This is a genomic window from Arthrobacter sp. NPDC097144 (assembly GCF_044762205.1).
Lineage (GTDB): Bacteria > Actinomycetota > Actinomycetes > Actinomycetales > Micrococcaceae > Arthrobacter_B.
In genome coordinates, this window is record NZ_JBIWDW010000006.1 from 1 (window position 1) to 19,848 (window position 19,848).

The 19,848-nt window shown below is 57.7% G+C and carries 17 protein-coding genes and 1 pseudogene; 11 read left to right on the top strand and 7 right to left on the bottom strand.

What is annotated here, in order from left to right:
• Both ACIQXM_RS14000 and ACIQXM_RS14005 read left to right on the top strand, forming a co-directional pair.
• Nucleotides 1-222, top strand: a 222-nt coding sequence (locus ACIQXM_RS14000; protein ID WP_400932527.1) for a Type 1 glutamine amidotransferase-like domain-containing protein, incomplete at its 5' end; no start/stop codon positions are given.
• Between the two features lie 440 nt (nucleotides 223-662).
• Complete coding sequence (locus tag ACIQXM_RS14005; protein WP_400932528.1) at nucleotides 663-974, top strand: class I SAM-dependent methyltransferase; 312 nt, start codon at nucleotides 663-665, stop codon at nucleotides 972-974.
• Between the two features lie 34 nt (nucleotides 975-1,008).
• On the opposite strand, the gene ACIQXM_RS14010 is transcribed toward ACIQXM_RS14005, so the two are convergent.
• The gene (locus tag ACIQXM_RS14010) at nucleotides 1,009-1,464 is read right to left on the bottom strand and encodes a GNAT family N-acetyltransferase (RefSeq protein WP_400932530.1); all 456 of its coding nucleotides are present in this window, start codon (nucleotides 1,462-1,464) and stop codon (nucleotides 1,009-1,011) included.
• An 855-nt stretch (nucleotides 1,465-2,319) separates the two neighbouring features.
• Here ACIQXM_RS14010 and ACIQXM_RS14015 point away from each other — a divergent pair.
• From ACIQXM_RS14015 to ACIQXM_RS14025, 3 genes and pseudogenes are all read left to right on the top strand, one after another.
• A complete protein-coding gene (locus ACIQXM_RS14015; RefSeq protein WP_400932532.1) occupies nucleotides 2,320-2,721 on the top strand; it encodes a hypothetical protein in 402 nt (133 codons plus the stop codon).
• A gap of 691 nt (nucleotides 2,722-3,412) precedes the next feature.
• Nucleotides 3,413-3,994: a hypothetical protein gene (locus ACIQXM_RS14020; protein ID WP_400932534.1), complete on the top strand. Its 582-nt coding sequence runs from the start codon at nucleotides 3,413-3,415 to the stop codon at nucleotides 3,992-3,994.
• A 347-nt stretch (nucleotides 3,995-4,341) separates the two neighbouring features.
• Nucleotides 4,342-4,554, top strand: a pseudogene (locus ACIQXM_RS14025) (IS30 family transposase); the annotation flags it as partial.
• A 198-nt stretch (nucleotides 4,555-4,752) separates the two neighbouring features.
• On the opposite strand, the gene ACIQXM_RS14030 reads toward ACIQXM_RS14025, so the two are convergent.
• The 4 genes from ACIQXM_RS14030 to ACIQXM_RS14045 all read right to left on the bottom strand — a co-directional run bounded on the left by ACIQXM_RS14030 (nucleotide 4,753) and on the right by ACIQXM_RS14045 (nucleotide 8,751).
• Nucleotides 4,753-5,268, bottom strand: a complete 516-nt coding sequence (locus ACIQXM_RS14030) for a hypothetical protein (RefSeq protein ID WP_400932536.1) — start codon at nucleotides 5,266-5,268, stop codon at nucleotides 4,753-4,755.
• Nucleotides 5,269-5,951: 683 nt separating this feature from the next.
• Entirely contained in the window at nucleotides 5,952-6,857 is a 906-nt protein-coding gene (locus tag ACIQXM_RS14035) for a hypothetical protein (RefSeq protein ID WP_400932537.1), read from the bottom strand.
• A 44-nt stretch (nucleotides 6,858-6,901) separates the two neighbouring features.
• Complete coding sequence (locus tag ACIQXM_RS14040; protein ID WP_400932539.1) at nucleotides 6,902-7,570, bottom strand: response regulator; 669 nt, start codon at nucleotides 7,568-7,570, stop codon at nucleotides 6,902-6,904.
• On the bottom strand, nucleotides 7,567-8,751 hold the full coding sequence (locus ACIQXM_RS14045; RefSeq protein WP_400932541.1) for a sensor histidine kinase: 1,185 nt from the start codon (nucleotides 8,749-8,751) through the stop codon (nucleotides 7,567-7,569). Before ACIQXM_RS14045 ends, ACIQXM_RS14040 begins: the two co-directional genes overlap by 4 nt.
• A 3,064-nt stretch (nucleotides 8,752-11,815) precedes the next feature.
• On the opposite strand from ACIQXM_RS14045, the gene ACIQXM_RS14050 reads away from it, so the two are divergent.
• Nucleotides 11,816-12,934 carry a hypothetical protein gene (locus ACIQXM_RS14050; protein WP_400932542.1) on the top strand — a complete coding sequence of 373 codons (1,119 nt, stop codon included), beginning with the start codon at nucleotides 11,816-11,818 and terminating at the stop codon, nucleotides 12,932-12,934.
• Between the two features lie 171 nt (nucleotides 12,935-13,105).
• Here ACIQXM_RS14050 and ACIQXM_RS14055 read toward each other — a convergent pair whose 3' ends face one another.
• Nucleotides 13,106-13,282, bottom strand: coding sequence for a hypothetical protein (locus ACIQXM_RS14055; protein WP_400932544.1), 177 nt, complete (start codon nucleotides 13,280-13,282; stop codon nucleotides 13,106-13,108).
• Nucleotides 13,283-13,437: 155 nt separating this feature from the next.
• Between ACIQXM_RS14055 and ACIQXM_RS14060 the strand changes: the two genes are divergently transcribed.
• The 3 genes from ACIQXM_RS14060 (at nucleotide 13,438) to ACIQXM_RS14070 (ending at nucleotide 15,778) form a co-directional block, all read left to right on the top strand.
• On the top strand, nucleotides 13,438-14,001 hold the full coding sequence (locus ACIQXM_RS14060) for a GNAT family N-acetyltransferase (protein WP_400932546.1): 564 nt from the start codon (nucleotides 13,438-13,440) through the stop codon (nucleotides 13,999-14,001).
• Between the two features lie 248 nt (nucleotides 14,002-14,249).
• Nucleotides 14,250-14,723, top strand: a complete 474-nt coding sequence (locus ACIQXM_RS14065; protein WP_400932548.1) for a hypothetical protein — start codon at nucleotides 14,250-14,252, stop codon at nucleotides 14,721-14,723.
• Nucleotides 14,724-14,902: 179 nt separating this feature from the next.
• Entirely contained in the window at nucleotides 14,903-15,778 is an 876-nt protein-coding gene (locus ACIQXM_RS14070; protein WP_400932550.1) for a hypothetical protein, read from the top strand.
• Between the two features lie 86 nt (nucleotides 15,779-15,864).
• On the opposite strand, the gene ACIQXM_RS14075 is transcribed toward ACIQXM_RS14070, so the two are convergent.
• Nucleotides 15,865-16,998 carry a hypothetical protein gene (locus ACIQXM_RS14075; RefSeq protein WP_400932552.1) on the bottom strand — a complete coding sequence of 378 codons (1,134 nt, stop codon included), beginning with the start codon at nucleotides 16,996-16,998 and terminating at the stop codon, nucleotides 15,865-15,867.
• 274 nt (nucleotides 16,999-17,272) lie between these two features.
• On the opposite strand from ACIQXM_RS14075, the gene ACIQXM_RS14080 reads away from it, so the two are divergent.
• Both ACIQXM_RS14080 and ACIQXM_RS14085 read left to right on the top strand, forming a co-directional pair.
• Nucleotides 17,273-18,955 carry a PIN domain-containing protein gene (locus ACIQXM_RS14080; RefSeq protein WP_400932554.1) on the top strand — a complete coding sequence of 561 codons (1,683 nt, stop codon included), beginning with the start codon at nucleotides 17,273-17,275 and terminating at the stop codon, nucleotides 18,953-18,955.
• Between the two features lie 288 nt (nucleotides 18,956-19,243).
• Nucleotides 19,244-19,717 (top strand): hypothetical protein, encoded by a 474-nt coding sequence (locus ACIQXM_RS14085; RefSeq protein ID WP_400932556.1) that lies wholly within the window; start codon nucleotides 19,244-19,246, stop codon nucleotides 19,715-19,717.
• The last annotated feature ends 131 nt before the right edge of the window (nucleotides 19,718-19,848 follow it).

Sequence of the window (19,848 nt, forward strand, 5' to 3'; positions counted from 1 at the left end):
GACTCAACCGAGGATGCCCTGTCCACGTACGGAGCCGTTCAATTTGACGGTCTCGGCATCCTGGATCGGCCCTTCGTCCCCCACCTCGATTCTCCAGAACATCCCGAGCGCGAGGCTTTAACACGGGTGGCTGCTGCTTACTCCCGGGCGGACGAGCCCTACTGGGGTCTTCGCGATGGTCAAGCGTTAGTGGTCGACGGCAGCGGTGTTTCGCTTCGATAAGGGTGTGAACGACGTCCGATAGGCCGATCCATGAGTGGGGCACTCAACGCTAACTCTCATCGCTCTGGCCAGGTATCGCAGTAAGGGGCCCGGGCTTACGGGCATACCTCCTCGGTTTCATTTGAGTCTTCCAGCTGGAGGGATACTCTCGTCGACATGACGAATGAAAGTACTCGGGCCGCGTACCGATCCCGCGCCGCCGAGTACACACGCCTTCTTGGTTCTGTCGATGACATGCACGAGCTTGACCGGCAGCGCATCGGACGTTGGGGATCAAGCATTGACGGGCAAATGATCGACGCCGGGTGTGGTCCGGGCCATTGGACAAATTATCTGCACGAAGGAGGTGCCGCGATAGAAGGCATCGACCTTGTCCCTGAATCGATAACGCCCGTGCGCACTTTCCAGACGTTCCCTTTCGAGTGGGATCCTTCCGGCAGATGGACTTCTCAGATAAGACCTTGCAGGGCGTGCTGGCGTGGTATTCACTGATCCACATTCCTCCAGATGAAGTTCCCCAGGCGTTGAAGGAATTCGCCCGAGTTCTTGTCCCAGGAGGGCGACTGCTCATTGGATTCTTCGAAGGTTCGCCGGGTACACCCTTCCAACACGCCGTCACAACCGCGTATTACTGGTCCGTTGAAGAGATGGGGCATCTGCTAGGCAACGCTGGTTTCGACGTCCTAGACATTGAGACGCGCCAAGACGCAGGGAAGCGCGCCCATGCTTCGGTAACAGCCACTGTCCGCTGAAGGACCGGCTTACGGAGCGGGCCGTTAGAGGTATTCAGAGCTGTCTGCTCCAGGCCACTTCACGTCCGAGTTGGCCAGTTTGAGTAAACAGTCTGACTTGGTGAGTTGAAGCAAGGGCTGCCGCTAGCTCATTCGTGTCTGCTGGCATAAACCCGGCTTTCTGCCAGAACGGGCCTGACCTACGGCTAAACAGCCAGGCCTGTTTGGCGCCCGCCTCGACAGCTCGGTCCATCGCGAATTGGGCGAGTTCCAGCCCGATCCCTGCCCCGCGAAGTGCCTGATCAACGGCGACGCTCCGGATGAGGGCATGCTTGCCGTCCTCGCTGCTTTCGTATCCAGTCGTGGCGAAAATGCGTTCCGTCGTTTCGTCCCGCGAGATCCACAAATGCACCGTTGGCGAAGCAAGTCCACTCAAAGTTAGGTCAGCGATACGCAGGAGCTCTGAAATCTCAGTCATATCGGAATCAGTTGCACGCGCAAGATTGATCATTCATTGACGGTATCCAGCCAGCATCGAAATCTTGAAACATGAAGCGGGCGCCGCCATTGGTCGACACCAAGATGCGGGAATCTGGATTGGATGATGTTCCGTGAGCCTAGCCAGAGAGGCAGATAGGACCATCTCCGGAAACCGGTCGCCCAGTCCGACGCTTAGCAGCGACGGATGACGCACTTGACGCATTCCGTTTAGGGACCGGCATGCGGGCACTAGGAAAACGTCGCCTGCAGACCGGTATAGATATGGTGAACTATGAATTCAATGGAAGCCATCTGGTTCATCGTAGGATTCGCCGCGTTGCCAGCCGGCGTTCTAATCGTCGGGCTCCTCGTTCTCTGGAGGGAACCCGGCATGCGAGCCTGGGTGCGATACATGTGGATGGTGGGCCTTGCCGTCATCGCGTGGGTCGTCCTGGTGACGGTCCAGGGCAGGCTTGACGCATCGTCGAGCGCAGAGTCCGCGAATCTGGAAATTCTTTACTCCTTATCGCTATTTCTAAGTCTGCCTGCGATCGTCATTGGTGGGAGCTTCTGGGCTTTGATCGGGCGCGCAGCCACCCTAGAACGGGAGACACGGGCACATCTTCATGGAAATCCACGTTAGTTCTCCCACCCAGGAATTTTTCTGATCGGAAGTCAGTAAATGTCCCAGGTAAGGATCCCTTGCCGCAACTGATCGGCAACGAACTTATCGCGATTGTCGTAGCTGTAGGTCGGGTAGTGTCGACTACTCTGTCAGCCACCCGAGACGGCCGACAGGGAGAGGGCTGACCTACCCGATATCGCCGGCGGCCGCCTGTCGCTGGGGTACGGTCGACTCCGACAGGCTCAATGACACGGGGGAACAATGGATACGCGTGGAGTAATAACGACAGCACTGTTGATAGCCGGAACGCTTGTCCTAGGCGGCTGCAGCAGCGAAACCCGAGCGGCCGCTGCTCTGGAACCCGCACCCACAGAGGAACCCATCGGTGGGTATGAGGGATGGTGGAACGCAACGCCGGTATCAGGCGGCACCACAGGACTGCCCGACGAAACAGTTGCGGTGCTCACGGACACCGGTGAAATTGTGGATGCTTCGACCCGGAATGCCAACGGACAGGCAGAATCAGTACACCCGGACGACGTCGAATACACGGTGGCAGCGGACCCAGCGTGGCCCAAGCAATCAGTCGTCATCATCGACACGGAAACTCACGAAATCATTGAGAGCTTCCCCGTCGATTCCACCGGAAAACCCACTGACTAACGGGCGAGGAAGTCATGGATATTGACTCCACGTCGAGTCCTGGCGAGATTCATCCGTCCACCCCGTGCGGCCATACCGCAGTACGATCGGAATCCCGGCCAACGCGGGTAGTGTGCCTGCTGCCTAGGTAGAAGACCTTCGTCCGTCACTAGCTTAGGTCTGCTGTCCAGAACGGCGGTCCTGGCCCAGGGATAGTTAATTGCTGTAGAGGGTAGATTCCTTGCCATGAGAAGAACTGCAGGTTACTCCAGTACAAAATATGGGATTGTCGGCATGTGGGGGGCCCTTGGTTCGTTGCTCATTTGCGTGATTTCGTACTTGGCAATGACTGTCTGGATTAAGTGCCCCGAAGAGTATGGCCCAATTGGTCCCCACTGTCGGGAGGTCGAGGGAACTCTTCTGTTATCGGTTTTGGCACTCTACGCGGCGATACTTTTCTGCTTAGCTTCAGCTGTTGTCGGCGGCTTCGGTTTATTCAGGGGCGAGCGTCGCCTACCCGGATTCTTAGCACTGGGATCGGGCGTAGCTTTGGTACTCGCATATGGGGTCTACGTTTAAGATGCCGCACCGGCGGCGTCCGAGCTCTTCGCAACTTCGCAGCGTGGTGCCCGCAAGCCGATCCTCGACGGACCCTTTCTATGTCAGAATTCAGGGAATCCTGAACGAAGTGATTGCGAGCTAGGGGAATTTCGTGCAGCAGCTGACCTATGTGGGCTACACACTCGGGCACCAGATGCTTCTGTCGCCGGGGTACTGCCCGTCAGAACCCTTCGACTACGTTGGCGGCCTGGTGGGCGCGCTGTCCCTCAGCTTTCCCATGATCCTGACCGGCGTCGCGCACGGACCAGTAAACATCAGCGTCGTCCACTGTGACTCCCAGCCCGAGGCCAACACCGCGGGCTGGGAGGATGTTGCAGAAGTTAGCCTCCTGGCAGGGACTGACCCCATAGTCCCCGGCAGCATAGAAGGGCATGAACCACCGCCGGGAGTTCGCCTAGATTTCCTTGGGCCGGGTTGGTATAGAGCGCGTATCCATGCCCGCAACCGCGATGCTGCGCCGGACCTGATCGTTGAAGATCCGGTCGAGGATTACCTGATCGAGGTGTGGCCGGCACCGCCGGCCCAAGCCGAAACGCTGAAGGTGAACTCGGAGTACGGCAGGATCTTGCAAGCTCCCCAAGAACATGTCCTGCGTGATGACACTTACAACCCGCCCATTCCAAAGCCGGCCGTAGACCCGGGCCCGGCTTCTGCCAACGGGCGCGAGCTCTGACCCGGAAGGGCCCCTGGTTCGATCTTCGCACTGCAATGCAGCGCCCAGCACCCCTATAATCTGCGGAGCCTGTTGGGACGGGGTCCGCTTTCGTCCATGGCGTTCTGACGACCCCTGATATGAAAAACGTGATCACCGAGCACCGGGTTATTCACGCCGGTGATGTGATCAACGAATACGGCTCGAAACCGGTGATCGCATCCTGGTACGACATCACAAACGTTTCCGGCGAAGACTTGACGCCCATTAACTTGATCATGGTCTTCAGCGACTACCAGGACGGAAACCCCAACTCGATCAACAGGATCGAGATAGGGGCCCGCCTGATGCCCGTTTCCTCAAAACCCAGATGGTTAACCTGGGATCGCGGTAAAGAGCTCTCCGCGCACCGCTTGCTCACAACCGAGATCGAGTTGCTTGTCTATTTCGCTGGTCCGAACAGTCCCTGGCAGCGCGACAGTAACGAGCATCTCAACAGGCTCCTCCGCCAATACTTACCCAAGGGCACAGATCTCTTCCGGTGGAGCGCCGCGGAGATCGCCGCCGTCGCATCAGCGATCTTTTAGAGAAAGTCTTGGCCGTATGGGTCGAACGCCAACGGCACTACCTCCGCACAAGCCGGCTGCTACAGGCCAAAGAAAACCACCTGAACTCAACGGTGCCGGCTTGGACCAGTCCCTGAGGTATTGGTTGCGATTACATATTGTCGACAACCTGTAAAAATCCCGGGATTGTTAGTCGGCGTAGCCCGTCACTTGTCACCCGAACTCAAGGCGTGCCTCAAGGTCCTCCGATACGTTAAAAAGCTGCGCACCGATTTGATCAAGCTCATCTAGTCCGCGCGAAGTCCAATCCCAGAACGGATCCTGCCCATCGTCCCCCGGTCCCTTTTTCCGACGGATGAAGGACGGTTTATCTCCGAACCTGATCTCTGACACGCTCGCGTGCAGGATCTGGTTACGTTGGACCAGCACTGCTCTCGCGTCCATGAGCATTGCCAGGATGTCGGCCCTGTCCTCGTCACTGGTTGAGGTTGAGCCAGTGACTAATTTCTTTGCCAGTTCGATCACTGCTGACGCACCCATGTTTGCAGTCACCGCGTAGCCGATGCGGTGATCATCGCTGTTGATCAACCGCACGCATAGGCGCACGAGGTTCTGCTCCACCCTTGCGGCCCAGATAGCGATGCGGCCTACAGCAGCTTCTCCTTCCGAGGTCATACCGGTGTAGGTGCGGTGTCCCTGTATTTCTGACACTTCTGGCTCTGTGTCCATTTACTTGGAAGCCCCTCCCTCGGTTGATCAAAATAACATACGCAATCCATAGCACTGGCCGTGAGAGTTTCCTGGCAGGCTGGCTTACGCGCGCCGACATCGGCGACAAAGCAAGCGGTTGAAGGATGCCTTGGAAACGATCGTTATCCGGCTACCAGAATGGCTGGGTGGCTACCGGTCACAGTCTTCTTGTGATCGTGCTAACGGGCAGGATCTTATTTCCATTCAAACAAAACTCCAGTTAGGAATAGTGCGGCACCTACCAGCAGACTTCCCAATATTATGGCTACAAACTTTGTGCCCTTATCCTCACCTAGGATCACTCCACGGCGAACTATTGTATACACGGAAGCTCCGATCGAAATTGTGATCAAAATTGCACCGAAGGTAATTAGGATAATCATAGTTATTATTATCCATGCCGTTGCTTTGAGCGCATCCGCGGCGGCCCGGCGGACGAAAGCCTGGGACAGGCCCTAACGGATCGACCCAGCCAGAGCCCTGATTGGGACGGGTAAATAGGTGTTGGCTCAATTGACGAGGGTCACCATCGGGGCCGGTTTTGTTATGGATCCTTCAGCGGACATCGCTCGCTGGCAGGGGCAGGAGAAAAAACTCGTCAGGAACGAGGGAGGCGGCGGGACCATTGTGGTCCCGCCGCCTCCCCTATATCGGCCACAAGATCAGCTGGAGGACCTACTGATTTCCAGAGCCCGCTGGGCGGCCTGAGTCTTGATTTCCGTTACTTCTGCCATCCCCGGCGCCATTTGCTGCACTTCGGTAGTCAGGTATTTATCGAAGACTGCGTCGATGCGGGTTTGGAGATTCGTTTCTTCGCGGCAGACGGCGTCGGTGACAGCTATCTTGATTTCTTCCTGGCCACCTGCCGCCTCACCGGCTGTCCTGGCCTCGCCCGGGGTCCGAAGTGAACTGTAGGGAGTCTGCGCCATGCAGTCCTGCCAATCTTGGTTGGCGGCCTGGATTTCAGGGTCCCGGGAGGCAGCGTCCCTCGATGCAGGGAAGGCGTTCATGGAGGCGACTGTGGCCAGGGTGTACCTCTCTACGTCCCCATAGATGGCGGTCACAGCTTCACCCCGGCAGCCGCCGGCCCGGGTTCCATAACTTCCTGTTTCGGCAAACTCATCAGCCGGACCGTACAGCGCCGCATCGAAGGCAGGGTCGCTGAACATGATTGTCTGATCACTGCCGGGTGCCGGTTCAGTACCCGCTACAGGACCGCCGTAGCCCTCCGCCTTTGCGACAGCGGCATCAAGGCGCTCGAAACCGATCCATTCACTGAGGCCCCCCGTGCCTTCTGTTTCAGCGGCCGGCGTGTAATCGAATCCGGCGTTGGCCATGCATTCGGAAACCACCTGCCGCACACCTTCCTCGGCGACCGGGTCTGGTGCCATGTAGGCCTCGGCGTCGCGCACAATCCCTGATATGGGTTCCGGTGCGGCCGCCAGCGGAGTGTTGGGCAAGGCGGCTGCAATGAGAGTCGCGGCGCCGCCGGCGACGAGAATAGCCGCGGCAGCCAGGCGCTTGATGGGAAAGGCTTTTCTGCTTGTCCGGTGGCCGTAGTTTTGCATGTCAGAACTCCTCGGTTTGGATTGAGATAGCGAATGGGAAAGGGTTAGACCAGTCCGTTTTGGTACGCGAAGGCGACAAGTTGGATCCGGTTGCGCAGCTTGAGTTTGGCGAGGATTGCGCCGACGTGGGACTTCACGGTGGTTTCGGCCAGGACCAGTGTCGAGGCAATTTCGGTGTTGCCCAGCCCGGTTGCTGCCAGCCGGAAGACCTCCCGCTCCCGTTCGGATAAAGGTGCCAATGCCTGGGTGTTCCGCCTGGTAGGCATGCTGTAGTCCCGCAGCAGTTCCCGGGTAGTGGCAGGGGCGATGACCGACTGTCCGGAATGCACGGTCCGGATGGCAGCGAGAAGGAATTCCGGCGTCGCATCTTTGGTGAGGAATCCTGCGGCCCCGCACTGGATGGCGCGCACCACGGCCTGGTCGTGTGCGATGGTGGTCAGGACAATGACCCGGGTCTGGGGACAGGACTCCCCAATCCTGCGGGTGGCCTCGCATCCATCCAGCACAGGCATGCGGATATCCATCAGCATGACGTCGGGACTCGTTTCCTCGGCCAGCCGCACGGCGTCCTCACCGTTGACTGCGTCGCCTGTCAGCTCGATGTCCGGCTGGCTGCGCAGAATCATCTTCAACCCTGCGCTGAACAGCGGTTGATCATCAGCCATCGCGACCCGAATGGTGGACACTGACTGGATACCGGCAGGGGCCGTCATGCGCCTACCTCCTCAAGTTCGAGCTTTCCTGCTGACAGAGGCAGGAATGCCCGCACGAGGAAGGTGCCGCCGTCCGCCGTGGCTGTGAACCACCCGCCGGCATCAGCTGCCCGTCGCTCCATCCCCCGCATTCCCTGTCCAGGCGGTGGCAGTGGCCGTCCCGGCTGTCGACTGTTATCCGTTGATGAGGAAATGCCCAACTCAAGGCCGTCCGGCGTCCAGGTACGGAAAATTTCGACGCCGGCCTCCCTGTCGCCGTGTTTGAAGGCGTTGGTCAGGCTCTCCTGGATAAGCCTGTAGACCGCATGGCTGGTTTCCGGCGAGGTGGACAGGGCGAGGCCTGCAGCGGGACGCAGGGTGACGGGCATACCACTGGTCGAAAACTGGACTGCCAGGGCAGCCAGGCGCTGTTCCAGCGGATCGTTGGAATCCGTTTGGAGGCCGGTGAGGACATCGCGGGTCTCCGTAAGGGCTTTGCGGGCAGCGTCGGCAATCACAGAGGCTGCCTCGTCCACCGCCTCCGGTTCACTTCGATGGATGTAGCGCAGTCCCTCGGCCTGAGCGATGATCACCGCCAAGGAATGTGCCAGCACGTCGTGCAACTCGCGGGAAATCCTGTTGCGGTCCTGCTCTACTTCCAGGGCTGTGGCGGTCCGCTCGAGTCGGCTTTCCGCTTCGGCCTGTGCCCGGGCGCTAGCCGAAGCTTTTCGCACCGCATACGCGGCAGTCCAAGCAGCCAGGGCAAGGACCAGGAACGCGGCAAAAACGAGGAATATCTGAAGCGCGATGCGTGCTGCGGAGCCTTCACGTACCTGGCTGCCGAAGAGGTAGTTGATCCATGTACTGTCCAAGAACCACGCAGCAGTAGTCAGTACGGCCAAAACTACTGCCGCAACAAGGCCAAACCAACGTCTGTGCGACGGCAGTCCAAGGACAGCGAAAAACACCAACAGCGGTACGGCCGTATATGTCAGGGCGCCCGACTCAAGAACGCCGGGGAACAGACCCAATGTCTGGCCAGCCAGCGAGGCCAGCGCGAAAGAAAGTGACGCTGTCGGCAACTCCCGAGCAGCAGCCATGGCTGCTGCCAATGCGATTAAGAGGGCGCTGCCACTGTTGAATCCACGATTCTCGACGGCGAATAGTGCGAGCAACAAAATAGTTGCGGATGCAGGCGCCATAAATGGGCCTAGGAAAGAGTGGAAGCGAGACCGGGACGTAAACATGGTTTCACCCTAGGCGGGCGTTGCTGTCAAATAGGCCATTCATCGTCAGGTTCCCCCCGGAGGATGAGCTTTTCCCTCTTCCTGGAGGACGATGCAGCTGATCCGGAGGACCGAACTCTCTCTTCAGGCGCCAAAAGTGCCATTGCTGCCGGCCCGTAAGCCGGTCCTCTTATGCCATCTGGGGTACCTTCATCGATCGCATGTGCCGGCACGAATGACAGCCCTTTGCAATCAGGGCGTACCGGACCAGGGCGGTGCAGGCACGTGAGGGGACGAACGTCTTCATTCCAAGCCTCCCTCAGATGCGCTCCCGCGCGACCCCCTTACCCTTCGCTGAAATGAACGGCGCAACTCTTTCGGCGCTTTCCTTCGGTTGAGCACTGGGTGAGGATGCTTGAAGAAGGAGTCCTGAGTGCCCCAATTCTCCTGCCATTCGAACAGGACCCCTACGTATCCAATCGACGTCCTTACCTTGTATCCGCTGAGGCGATTCTCCGTCATCCACCCCTGTCCTGGTGAGATCCATAGACCACCATCAGTGTCGCTGTCGCGCCTCAACTCGCGATGCAGGAGCCAGAGCCCTTCTTCTTTGACGAGGCACATCGATACATCTGGACAATCGTCGGCGCCTGAGAGGAAATTCCGGAGCGTGTCCGGGGGTGGGAACCCAGAATCCGCTATTAAGCAGCCAAAGTGTTTTGCAAAGTACCGGGCGAGATTCTTCGTTTGGTTCGACCAGTCTTCCCCATACACTCGGTCGAAGCGGATACCGCCTGCACGCCATAATCGATTAAGATTCTGGCTGACATAGGCTGCATAGATCTCGTAGGCGCGGTCAAACGGCTGGCTTCGCGTGTCATTACATCGTTTGCATAAAACGAGACCAAATAGTACTTCTTTGGACTTCCGGTGACTACGGACAGTGCGCAGCTCCGAGCTGTCTCCTCCCCATAACAGATCGTCTCCCTGTGCCATGCGTTTGAGGTCAGTCTTCTTGTACTTGTGCTCCCGTGAGTCTGCCGGTCTTCCACACCACCAACAGGTGCCGCTCTGATCGCGCGCTGCCGCCGCGATCGCGGCACTCACCTCGCTATTATCCGGGTGCAGAGAATCGGGAACGAACATGACTTGATTCAAGGCTGTCCTACCAATAGAAGCAAGCTATAGCGACACGCGAGTCCTAGGGTGGTGGCCAGCCCTGGGTAAGTCCGTCGGCCGGTGGCACCGGCTAAGGGATCCCTCAGCGGGTCTCCGACGAGGGATCCGCAACGAAGGGTATCGCAATATTCGCCGCTGCTTGTTGGGTAGTTTCGCCTACTCCGTCAGCCACCCCAGAGGCCCGGCAAGAGACCCGACATCGCCAGCGGCAGCCTGTCGCTGGGTACGGTCGACTACGGCAGGTTCAATGACTCGGGGGAATATAACTGCAATGCATTTGAAGGAGACGGCATCAAAAGGTTTATTATCACCGCGGTAATGATTGTCACAGTTGCAGTTCTTGTTTGGCTGTACTCCCTGGACTTCGGTCTGGTTGGAGGAGTGATTTTTGTTGCAGGCATGTTCATCGCAGGCCATTATGCATACCAGTGGGGCAATAGGAAATCACTGGAAAATGAGAAAAACTTACAAGAGCTAATCGATAATAAGAGAAATAGAAAACCTTCAAGGGATTCGGAAAGCTAACTCACAATATTTCCGAAAATAGATAAGGGGGTCGATATATTGTCGGCCCCTTAACTATTTCCTTGGTTGGTATCAACTGCCATCAGTCGATTTGCACGTGGTGACGGAAGAAGCGCCACACATGGCCCGGGACCGGAGAAGGAGAAGGTACCCAGACGATACTCAGCGGTTGGCCTCTGCGCCGGAGGCAGGTTTAGCGGATCTATCACTTCCGTAGTCATTACCTACTATTGCGCAGTTCGGCCATGCTCCAATCCAGGGTGGCCCTGGACATTCCCAGATCCCGGGCCACATGCATCACTGGCTCCCCCCGCCTCGACGAGTCGGCGGGCGGTGCGGATCTGACTGTCGGTGAACTGCTGGCGCTCACTCGCCACCAGCACGGCCCTTACAGGAGCGGACACACCTGAGGAGACTGCCGGGCGTATTGCGATGCTGGTTCGAGCGGCGATGGAACGGGTATGAACCTTTGGACAAACGCATTTCATCGGGCACCGCAGTGCGCTCGTAAGCCGGTCCCTGAGCGCGGCAGGAACCCATACCTGCCTCTGCCCCCTGGTGGGGCTGAAGATCAAGCGGTCCTTAGCGCAACAGAAGGGGCCCCTAGCGCTTACGCCGGTAATTGAATATCGAGTACGTTAAAACAGCTGTACATATGCCCGGAAGTGCGAGGGAAGGCCAGGAGTTTGTGCTAGCTGCTACGTAAAAATATATGACCCATGATGCAACGCATAAGACCACCACGAACCACAGTGATGCTTTGAGGGTTTGTGTGGAGTGAGAGGAATCGGGGCTCGAGCTGGGTTGAATCATCGTCTGATCGAACCCCCTTCAAGTTGGGCTATTTAGTGAGAAGCCGTGAATGACTGATCTCTTACTTCAAAGGCTACTAAAGGCTGGCCCGGTACGACTACTATCTCGAAGACCTCCGAGTGACTGCCCCCGTCATTGAGTTCCTCGAGCATCTGCTCCTGCTCAGAAGCACATGATCTGAAGGATCTTCAGCATTCTGCTGTTGAATAACTTTCTCAAGGGTCCCCAAGTAATATCCGAAAAGGGATGGATCTTTGGATGCTCTCGCGTCCGTTCCGGGATCCTTTACCGGGCGCCGCAGCACTCCGTTTTGCAAGTTCAGTCTCTGATCGGCCTGTTCCGCGGAGATGGTCGTCGGGATTGTAGGGGTACACTCGGCCTCATGCTTTCTGTGCGCCGATTTACTTGCCCCCGACCGGTTTCCGGTCGCCAGGGCTTATTGGCGCGCGCCTAGGTCCTGGCGTCGGATCTGAGTCGGGGGAGAACTTCACCCCTCCTCAATCCAAGAAATAAGGACCCCACTATGTCTGGTTACCTCAGCCACTCCGAACTCAATGACGCACTGACCATCCGGGATCTCTCAGATCCCATCAGCGGGCCCCACGCAATGCAGACTCTCCTGCAAGCGGTCACCGACACGCTCAGCAAACAGTGGGATGCTCCCTGCCGGATCATCCGCCATAGTCCCCTGGTCAGCGTGGCCGACAACTACGACCACCTCGGCTTCAGCGCATCAGATGTGACGCGGGACCAAAGGTACTCCCGCTATATCAGCCCAACGGTCATGCTGCGCAGCCACACGTCCGCCTCGATCCCGTCGCTGCTCCGAGCCTTGGATCCCGGTGGATCCATTGACGAGCTCTGGGCTATCCCGGGTCTTGTTTACCGGCGCGATTCCATCGACCGTACCCATGTCGGAACCCCGCACCAAGTTGACCTGTGGCGGGTCAGCTCGCGGGCTCGCCTCACGGCCGACGATCTTCAGGACATGATCGCGGCCCTCGTGCATGCTGTGCTTCCCGGCGCCCAGTGGCGCGCAGTTTCGGCAGTCCACCCCTACACCGAGCAGGGCTTGCAGGTCGATGTTCTGATGGACGGGGAATGGCTCGAACTTGCCGAGTGCGGCCTAATGGCCCCGCACCTGTTCAGCCAAGCCGGTCTGGATCCCGCCATGTGGACCGGACTCGCTCTGGGCATGGGTCTGGACCGTGCCCTGATGCTGCGCAAAGGCGTCCCGGACATCAGGTTGCTCCGGTCCTCGGACAGGCGCATCGAACAGCAAATGATGAACCTGGAACCGTGGCAGCCAATTTCTCAGATGCCGCCCATCCGACGGGACATATCGATCGTCGTGCCCGCTGACATGGATGCAGAGGTACTCGGGGATCGAGTCCGCACAGCACTGAACGGACAAGCGGACGACCTGGAATGCGTGGAACTGCTGGCCATCACTGTCCATGCGGAGCTTCCGTTGAAGGTGCAGGAGCGGCTCCAGATCTGTGAAGGACAAGCCAACGCGCTGATCCGGCTAGTACTCCGCCCCCTAACCAAGACGATGACCGATCCCCAGGCCAACCAGATCCGGGATGATGTCTACCTGGCTTTGCACGAAGGACCAGTCAAGGAGCTCATTGCTGGGTAGGCCTTGGACGGCCGTCGGTGGCATGGGCACCCGGGGCGAGGACTATGCGGCGCGGTAAGAAGTAACCAGAGGAGGGCAGTCCGTTGGTTTGGCGGGCTGCCCTCTCAACCTCCTCCATATACGAGTCGATCAGAGCGTCCCGCAAGCGGGTCGGCTACCCCACGAGATTCCTCAGTCAGTGATGGCTCGTGCCATTCGTTCTGCGGAGCGTCGTTCCGCGAGGACGAACTGATAGCTGCGGCCGCTGTTCTCCGAGAAGGTGACGACGGCGGAGCCGCCCATGTTCATCCGCACAAGAGAACCTCGTTCGCGCCGCGTTACAGGCCAGTTCACCAAGCCAGTACTCATCCCGCTGTCCGTATCAACAGAAACATCGTGCAAGTCACCTCGTCGCACCGTGTGCTTCCAAAGTGGTCCAGAGAGCTTGACCTGCTCCTCATCGGTTAACGCACCGTCTATTTGCCTGCCCGCTTCGGGGGTTGCAGGAGGTAGTCTGAGCCACTATGACAGGGGTCGATCGCAAAGTTACTTACGTCCGGTTCGAGAATGTTGCCCCGGACGAAATCTGGGGTGAGATCGCGGATCTCTTCGTCTCGAGCTTCGCGGCCCCTCCTTACAACGAATCACCAAGCGACCTTCAAAGCATCACTCAATGGGGTCCCGACCAACTTGCCAGTCCTGGTGGGCGACTCATCGCGGCGAGCCACGACAAGCAAGTGGTCGGCTTTGCGCTATCTCAAAGGCTTGACCAAGACATCTCCTGGCAGCGACGACTAGACGCAATGCTTCCAGCGCGAGACGCAGCAATCATGGCATCGAGGACCGTCATCGTCCAGGAACTAGCTGTCAACGAAAGCTTTCGAGGCCGGGGGATAGCCAAACAGTGCATCCGCGAACTTCTCTCGAGTCGAACCGAACAGGCTGCCGTCTTAGGCGTTTTTGGGCAAGCACCCCAAGTGCGAGAGATGTATACACGATGGGGTTTTTCGGAGCTTGGAGCCTCTCCCATCTATGGCGGGACCGTGACCCTGCATGCCTTGCACCAGAGACTTCCCTGGATGGCCTAGCCATCCCTGCGCGAAAGGAATGAGCGCACAAGGGACCTTGTGCCACCGTCAGTCTGCTGCCCTGGGTGCTGCGCTAAGTACGCCCTGCGCAACACCGGTCCGCACGGAGGGATCCATTTGCGGGACTGATTTCCGGCAGGATCGTTTTGATGAGTGTCGCGGCGTACTGTTCAGCCATGAGTCCGCGTCCGTCCGGTGAATCCCTCGACCCGCCTCCTGCTGTGATCATCCAGTTGATGGAGCGGATTGTGAGTGAGCAGTGGCCCTCAGGATCAGAGCATTTCGCTAGCTACTTCGCCCGCCTGGGCTGCGCTTTGGGTCCACCACAGGAGTCGGACGAGGAGACCTCTCTAGGTCTTACTCGAGGACAGTTCGTCATGCCAGGTGCTGCAGTGAACGCTTCCTGGTCCGCGCTGAACAGCGAGCTCTTCCACCTGAACGTTTTCGCCTACGCAGGTGAGTTGAATTCCTCGCCCGACAACGTCAATGCCGGCTATGACGCGATCCGGGCAGGCATTGCTGATGCGTTCGGCCCCTCACCTGATGAGCGCACTGATCAACGTGGCAACCGGTCTGCTGTCTGGTTCATTCAGGGGACCGTGATCGAGTTATACGCGCACATAACCGAGGCTCCTGTTGTGCAGATTGGCGTATCTCACGAGGGACGTACAGCCAAGTATCACCAGCTCATCGCGCGCAGCCCAGAGCACCTAAAGCACTGAATTCGTGAAACGCTCCATAGGTCGGCTGCTGGGCACCAATAACGCGCGGATGGGGATCCCGTAGGGGGACACCTCACCGCCCCTAAACATCCCGATCCCGCTGGTGATATCCGAGACGCCACACCCGCTAGCATCTCTAGGTGATAATAAATTCCAACGCACTTAGTGATCGGGCCTTGATGGAACGCGCCATTGGTCTCGCACGTCAGTCCGTCAGTGAGCCTGGCCGTGTATCGCCGAAGGTTGGCGCAGTTGTAGGTCGGGATGGAGTCCTCATAGGTGAGGCGTTCCGAGGAGAGCTCGGCCAAGGTGAGCATGCGGAGTTCACTCTCCTGGAGCGAAAACTCGCGGAGGAGACACTCGCTGGCGCAACCCTCTTTACAACGTTGGAGCCTTGCACCGCCCGGAACGCTCCAAAGGTTCCATGCGTAGAACGCATCATTGAGCGCCGAATCAAGCGGGTGGTCATCGGCGTACTCGACCCGAATGACGACATCCGTGGAAGGGGTGAGCTTCGGTTACGTGAGGCCGGCATTGAAGTTGCTCGATTCGACCCTGACTTGATGGCTCAGATCGAGGAGTTGAACCGTAACTTCGTTCGGCTTCACATTGGTCCAGGACTCAGACGATCGAAGGCTGAGACCACCGACCCGGTCGAGCCGGATGCGGTCGGCCCAAACGGATTTCCTATCGGTTACACATCTGAGGGTGACAAGGTCGAATGGGTCCCGAGCGAAGAGGTCCAAGGTGAGTCTTGGCCGCTCCTTTTGCGTCGAAACGACGGGGAGATATTGCGGACGTACAACGAGCTTTGGGACAAGGTCTGGTGGAATCGACATCAGGTCTGGCTTCAGAAATTGGAGCGCGGCGAAGAACTCAAAAAAGGACAAGAAGAGATCCTCAAGCAGGCATGTGAAGCAGCCGAGCGAATTGAAGCAAAGTACGGACGCGAGAAACTTGGCTGGGACGACTTCGAATGGGGAATGCTAAGCGGCCGTCTATCAGCCCTGTCGTGGGTCCTTGGCGCGGAGTGGGACGAGTCGCTCGATACCTGAGCCCCGACCGGCGGTGGTCGGCCTGAAGCGACACAATGACCAGATGGGGGATCTTCCCTTGGATCATCAACACGTCTAAGGAGGCGCTAAATCGGTGGGGTTCTCTTTCGGAAAAAATCCGGTGAAGATGCAACTCGGGTTGTGCGCAACACCTGCATCAACACCACTAGCGCTTCAAACACTCCGAAAGTTTCACCGAGAAAGTCAATGTAAGTGATTCCATCCGGATCCTTGTCTGTGATGATCCGCCCAGACCTGAGGTCGTGCCGTGCAGTGGCGTGCCCGATCGTGTTCCTTCGCCCACTATTCAGAAACATACTTAAACACTCCCAACCGGGTACTTGGGCGGCGTAGGCGATCTTGTAGGCATTAGGAAGCTTGTCATATTGCGCGAGCGTTTTGGCTTGCTTGGCTCTTGGCACGGTTGCCGGGTGGTCGTCGCCGAATGCATTTGCATCCTTACGCTTAGTGCCGTTTTGCGCCGCGACCAGGATCCAAAGACACTTGCAGGCCATCTCAAATCCCTGTTGATAGAGGTCCCTCACTAGTGGAAACTCATCACGAAACAGCACGAGTTCCTCCAACACGCCTGCAGCGCTAGCGTCGATGAAGCGGACAAGCCTGCCCATCTCCCACGATTCGTAGTCACCAATAAAGTGCTCGACTACCTGAAACAGATCGTGTTCAAGCTGTCCAGCATCGGCTCCGCGGGTTCTGATCACTGTGGTGTAAGGCATTTCCTGGAGCGCAGCGACGTGCTTGCGACCAAAGCGGCTAAACAGTTTTGCACTGCGGTCGCCCGACTGACCCACTATCTTAACTGTGGCGACGGCGACGCTCTGGTAGGCGACAGTTGTTCGTTGGTGCGACGTTTGCCCCACGGACTCCAAATCGAACTTGGTCGTCACGACCTTGTCGAACATTTCCCAGTTTTTCTGGAGGTAATACTCGAATACCATTCGGGCGCTCGGCCACAATTCTTCAACGTGGCAACTTGCTTCCGCTCGATCTTCGCGGAAAACGAGGTATGTTTCGTGTCCCAGTACGCTGGCCAGTGTGAGGGTGGGAAACGCACCAACGCCGCTGTAGGAATCGGCATCGTATCGGGATGGAACGAACGGATTCACCGTAATAGTAAGTGGCTCTGGGGGCAGATCTTCTTCCGTGACGACATCACACTTGAAATCGATACGGTGGTCCCGCAGCTCATGCCCAGACATTCGAGCGCGAATGGGCAGATGACACTTGGGGCACGGTAGGTAAAGCTTGGTGAGCGCAGTCGGCTCTGCGCCTAGCCTCGCCACAAAGATTTCTGAGCATCCGGGGCAGCGTAGGTGGTAACGAGAAATCACATTGCCAACATTAGCCTTCAGCGACTGATCTGCGCGTCCGTTAGCCGGTCTCTCAGCGGGACACCTTCTGCGGGGCAGGACTGGGCCGGTCCCTCACCGCGACGCTCTTGAGCCACTTCCCCGCCACGATCAGGCCCTATACATGATCACAACTCTAAGGGGCGTGATCTGGCAGCATCGTGTGGCACTGTGCATCAGCGATTCCTATGGGCAGCCGCGCAGCATCCAAAATTTAGGGGATACTGAAGCAGTGATCTTCCTTGTCCCGGACACCAATATTTTGGCCACTTCTCCTTTCCTCCAGGCTCCAGCTTGGAATTCTGTGATTGAAAATGGAAAAGAGTGGGGAGTTCAGATTCTTGTGCCGGATGTCGTGCTGCTGGAGATAACCAATCTGGTAGGTAAGAAATGGCTCCAGGAGCTGCAAAAGCTGCTCTCGCTTCGCCTCGGTACGTTCGACGTCAAGGACGAGGTTGAACGTATCCGGGACAAAATGCAAGAGCGCATACAGTCCTTCGCTGCAGACCTTACACAGCGTCTTGAAGCTGTTGACGCTCAGGTGATCGAGGTGCCGGCTGTTAGCCATTTAGTCATAGCTGAACGTGCCTCTGGCCGGATTGCGCCGTATCAAGGAGACACAAAGGACGGTTATCGGGACACCCTTATCTGGTTGACACTCTTAGCTGCTGCGGAGGAACATCCTGATGACGAGATCTGGTTCGTCAGCGACAACACCAAGGATTTCGGGCCTTCTAACCCGCACTGGACTGGCGAAAACCAAGGAAGTCGTAATGACTGCCCTATCAACTTCCATCCCCAGCTACATCAGGAACTCAAAGATCGAGGACTCGCGCAGAGAGTTAAGTACGCAGTAAGCGTGGAGGTCCTTGAACAGCATCTTGCAGCCCATCACGCGCCCATTTCTGACACTGAGCTTGCAGCTCTGCAGAAAGTGATCGAGATTGACGCTCTGGAGGATCTCCTCCGAGAGGGACTCTCTGGGCGTAGCGTCAGTGCGTCTCAGGCGGCGTTGACTCCGAGCGCCGAGAGAGCCCTCATTCTCTCTACTAGGTCGTCAGACATGGACTGGTTCTTCAACGATGCGGCAGGCCGCGGCGAAACCTACTGGGCCGCAAACTACTCAGTCGATGTCGACGTAGACCTTGAGGTAGCCCCGGGCAGCGGCAATGAAGCTGTCGTCTCCAAAAAACTACGTGTGGGCGGTCAGGTAACCCTCTCCCGCTTAGGAGTTCCAAGTACGTTCGATATTGCAAGCGTGCAGGCACTACCGAACGATCCGGGCCTCGCGTTCTGGACTACGACCGCTCGAAGAAGACGGTTGGAGGCTGAATTGAAACATTACAAGGCGACAATGGAAACCATAGAACAATTCAGTTCATCTGAGTTTTCGAAGGTCGCCGGCCTGGACATCGGGAAGCTGACGGGACCGGCGTTCGATATGACAAAGATCGTCGGGCTGGACATCGGGAAGCTAACGGCACCCGCGTTCGATATGACAAAGATCGTCGGGCTGGACATCGGGAAGCTAACGGCACCCGCGTTCGATATGACAAAGATCGTCGGTCCGGACATCGGGAAGCTAACGGCACCCGCGTTCGATATGACAAAGATCGTCGGTCCGGACATCGGGAAGCTAACGGCACCCGCGTTCGATATGACAAAGATCGTCGGGCCGGACATCGGGAAGCTAACGGCACCCGCATCCGGTATTCCGAAGGTGGGGCCGATCGGTGGCGATCGACTGTCGAAGAAATCCGTTACTGAGGGTTCCGAGCAGATGGAGGACGAAGACTCGGACAGTTAGTTCTGATCCACCCTCCAGGCTGACCGCTTGCACACACCGACCACGCCACCGAGGGACCTCGCTCTGAGCACACGCCAATCTTCAGGCTGCAGTTCAGTACTGATCTCAGCTGCTTGCCAGATGAAGCTCGTATTCCTGCGCCCATAAGCCGGTCCATTTGCGGGACTGATTTCCGGGAGGATCGTTTTGATGAGTGTCGCGGCGTACTGTTCAGCAATGAGTCCGTGTCCGTCCGGTGAATCCCTCGACCCGCCTCCTGCTGTGATCATCCAGTTGATGGAGCGGATTGTGAGTGAGCAGTGGCCCTCAGGATCAGAGCATTTCGCTAGCTACTTCGCCCGCCTGGGCTGCGCTTTGGGTCCACCACTGGAGCCGGACGAAGAGATCTCTCTAGGTCTTACTCGAGGACAGTTCGTCATGCCAGGTGCTGCAGTGAACGCTTCCTGGTCCGCGCTGAACGGTGAGCTCTTCCATCTGAACCTTTTCGCCTATGCAGGTGAGCCGGATTCCTCTCCTGACGACGTCAATGCCGGCTATGACGCGATCCGGGCAGGCATTGCTGATGCATTCGACCCCTCACCTGATGAGCGCACTGATCAACGCGGCAACCGGTCTGCTGTCTGGTTCATTCAGGGGACCGTGATCGAGTTATACGCGCACATAACTGAGGCTCCTGTTTTGCAGACTGGCGTATCTCACGAGGGACGTACTGCAAAGTTTCACCAGCTCATCGCGCGCAGCCCAGAGCACCCAATGCAGTGAATCAGTGAAAGGCTCCATAGGTCGGCTGCTGGGCACCAATAACGCGGGGATGGGGATCGTTATCCGCGCCGATAAGTGATCCACTCAGCGTAGCCATCAGCAGTAGAGAAGTCTTAAAGCTCGATAACCAA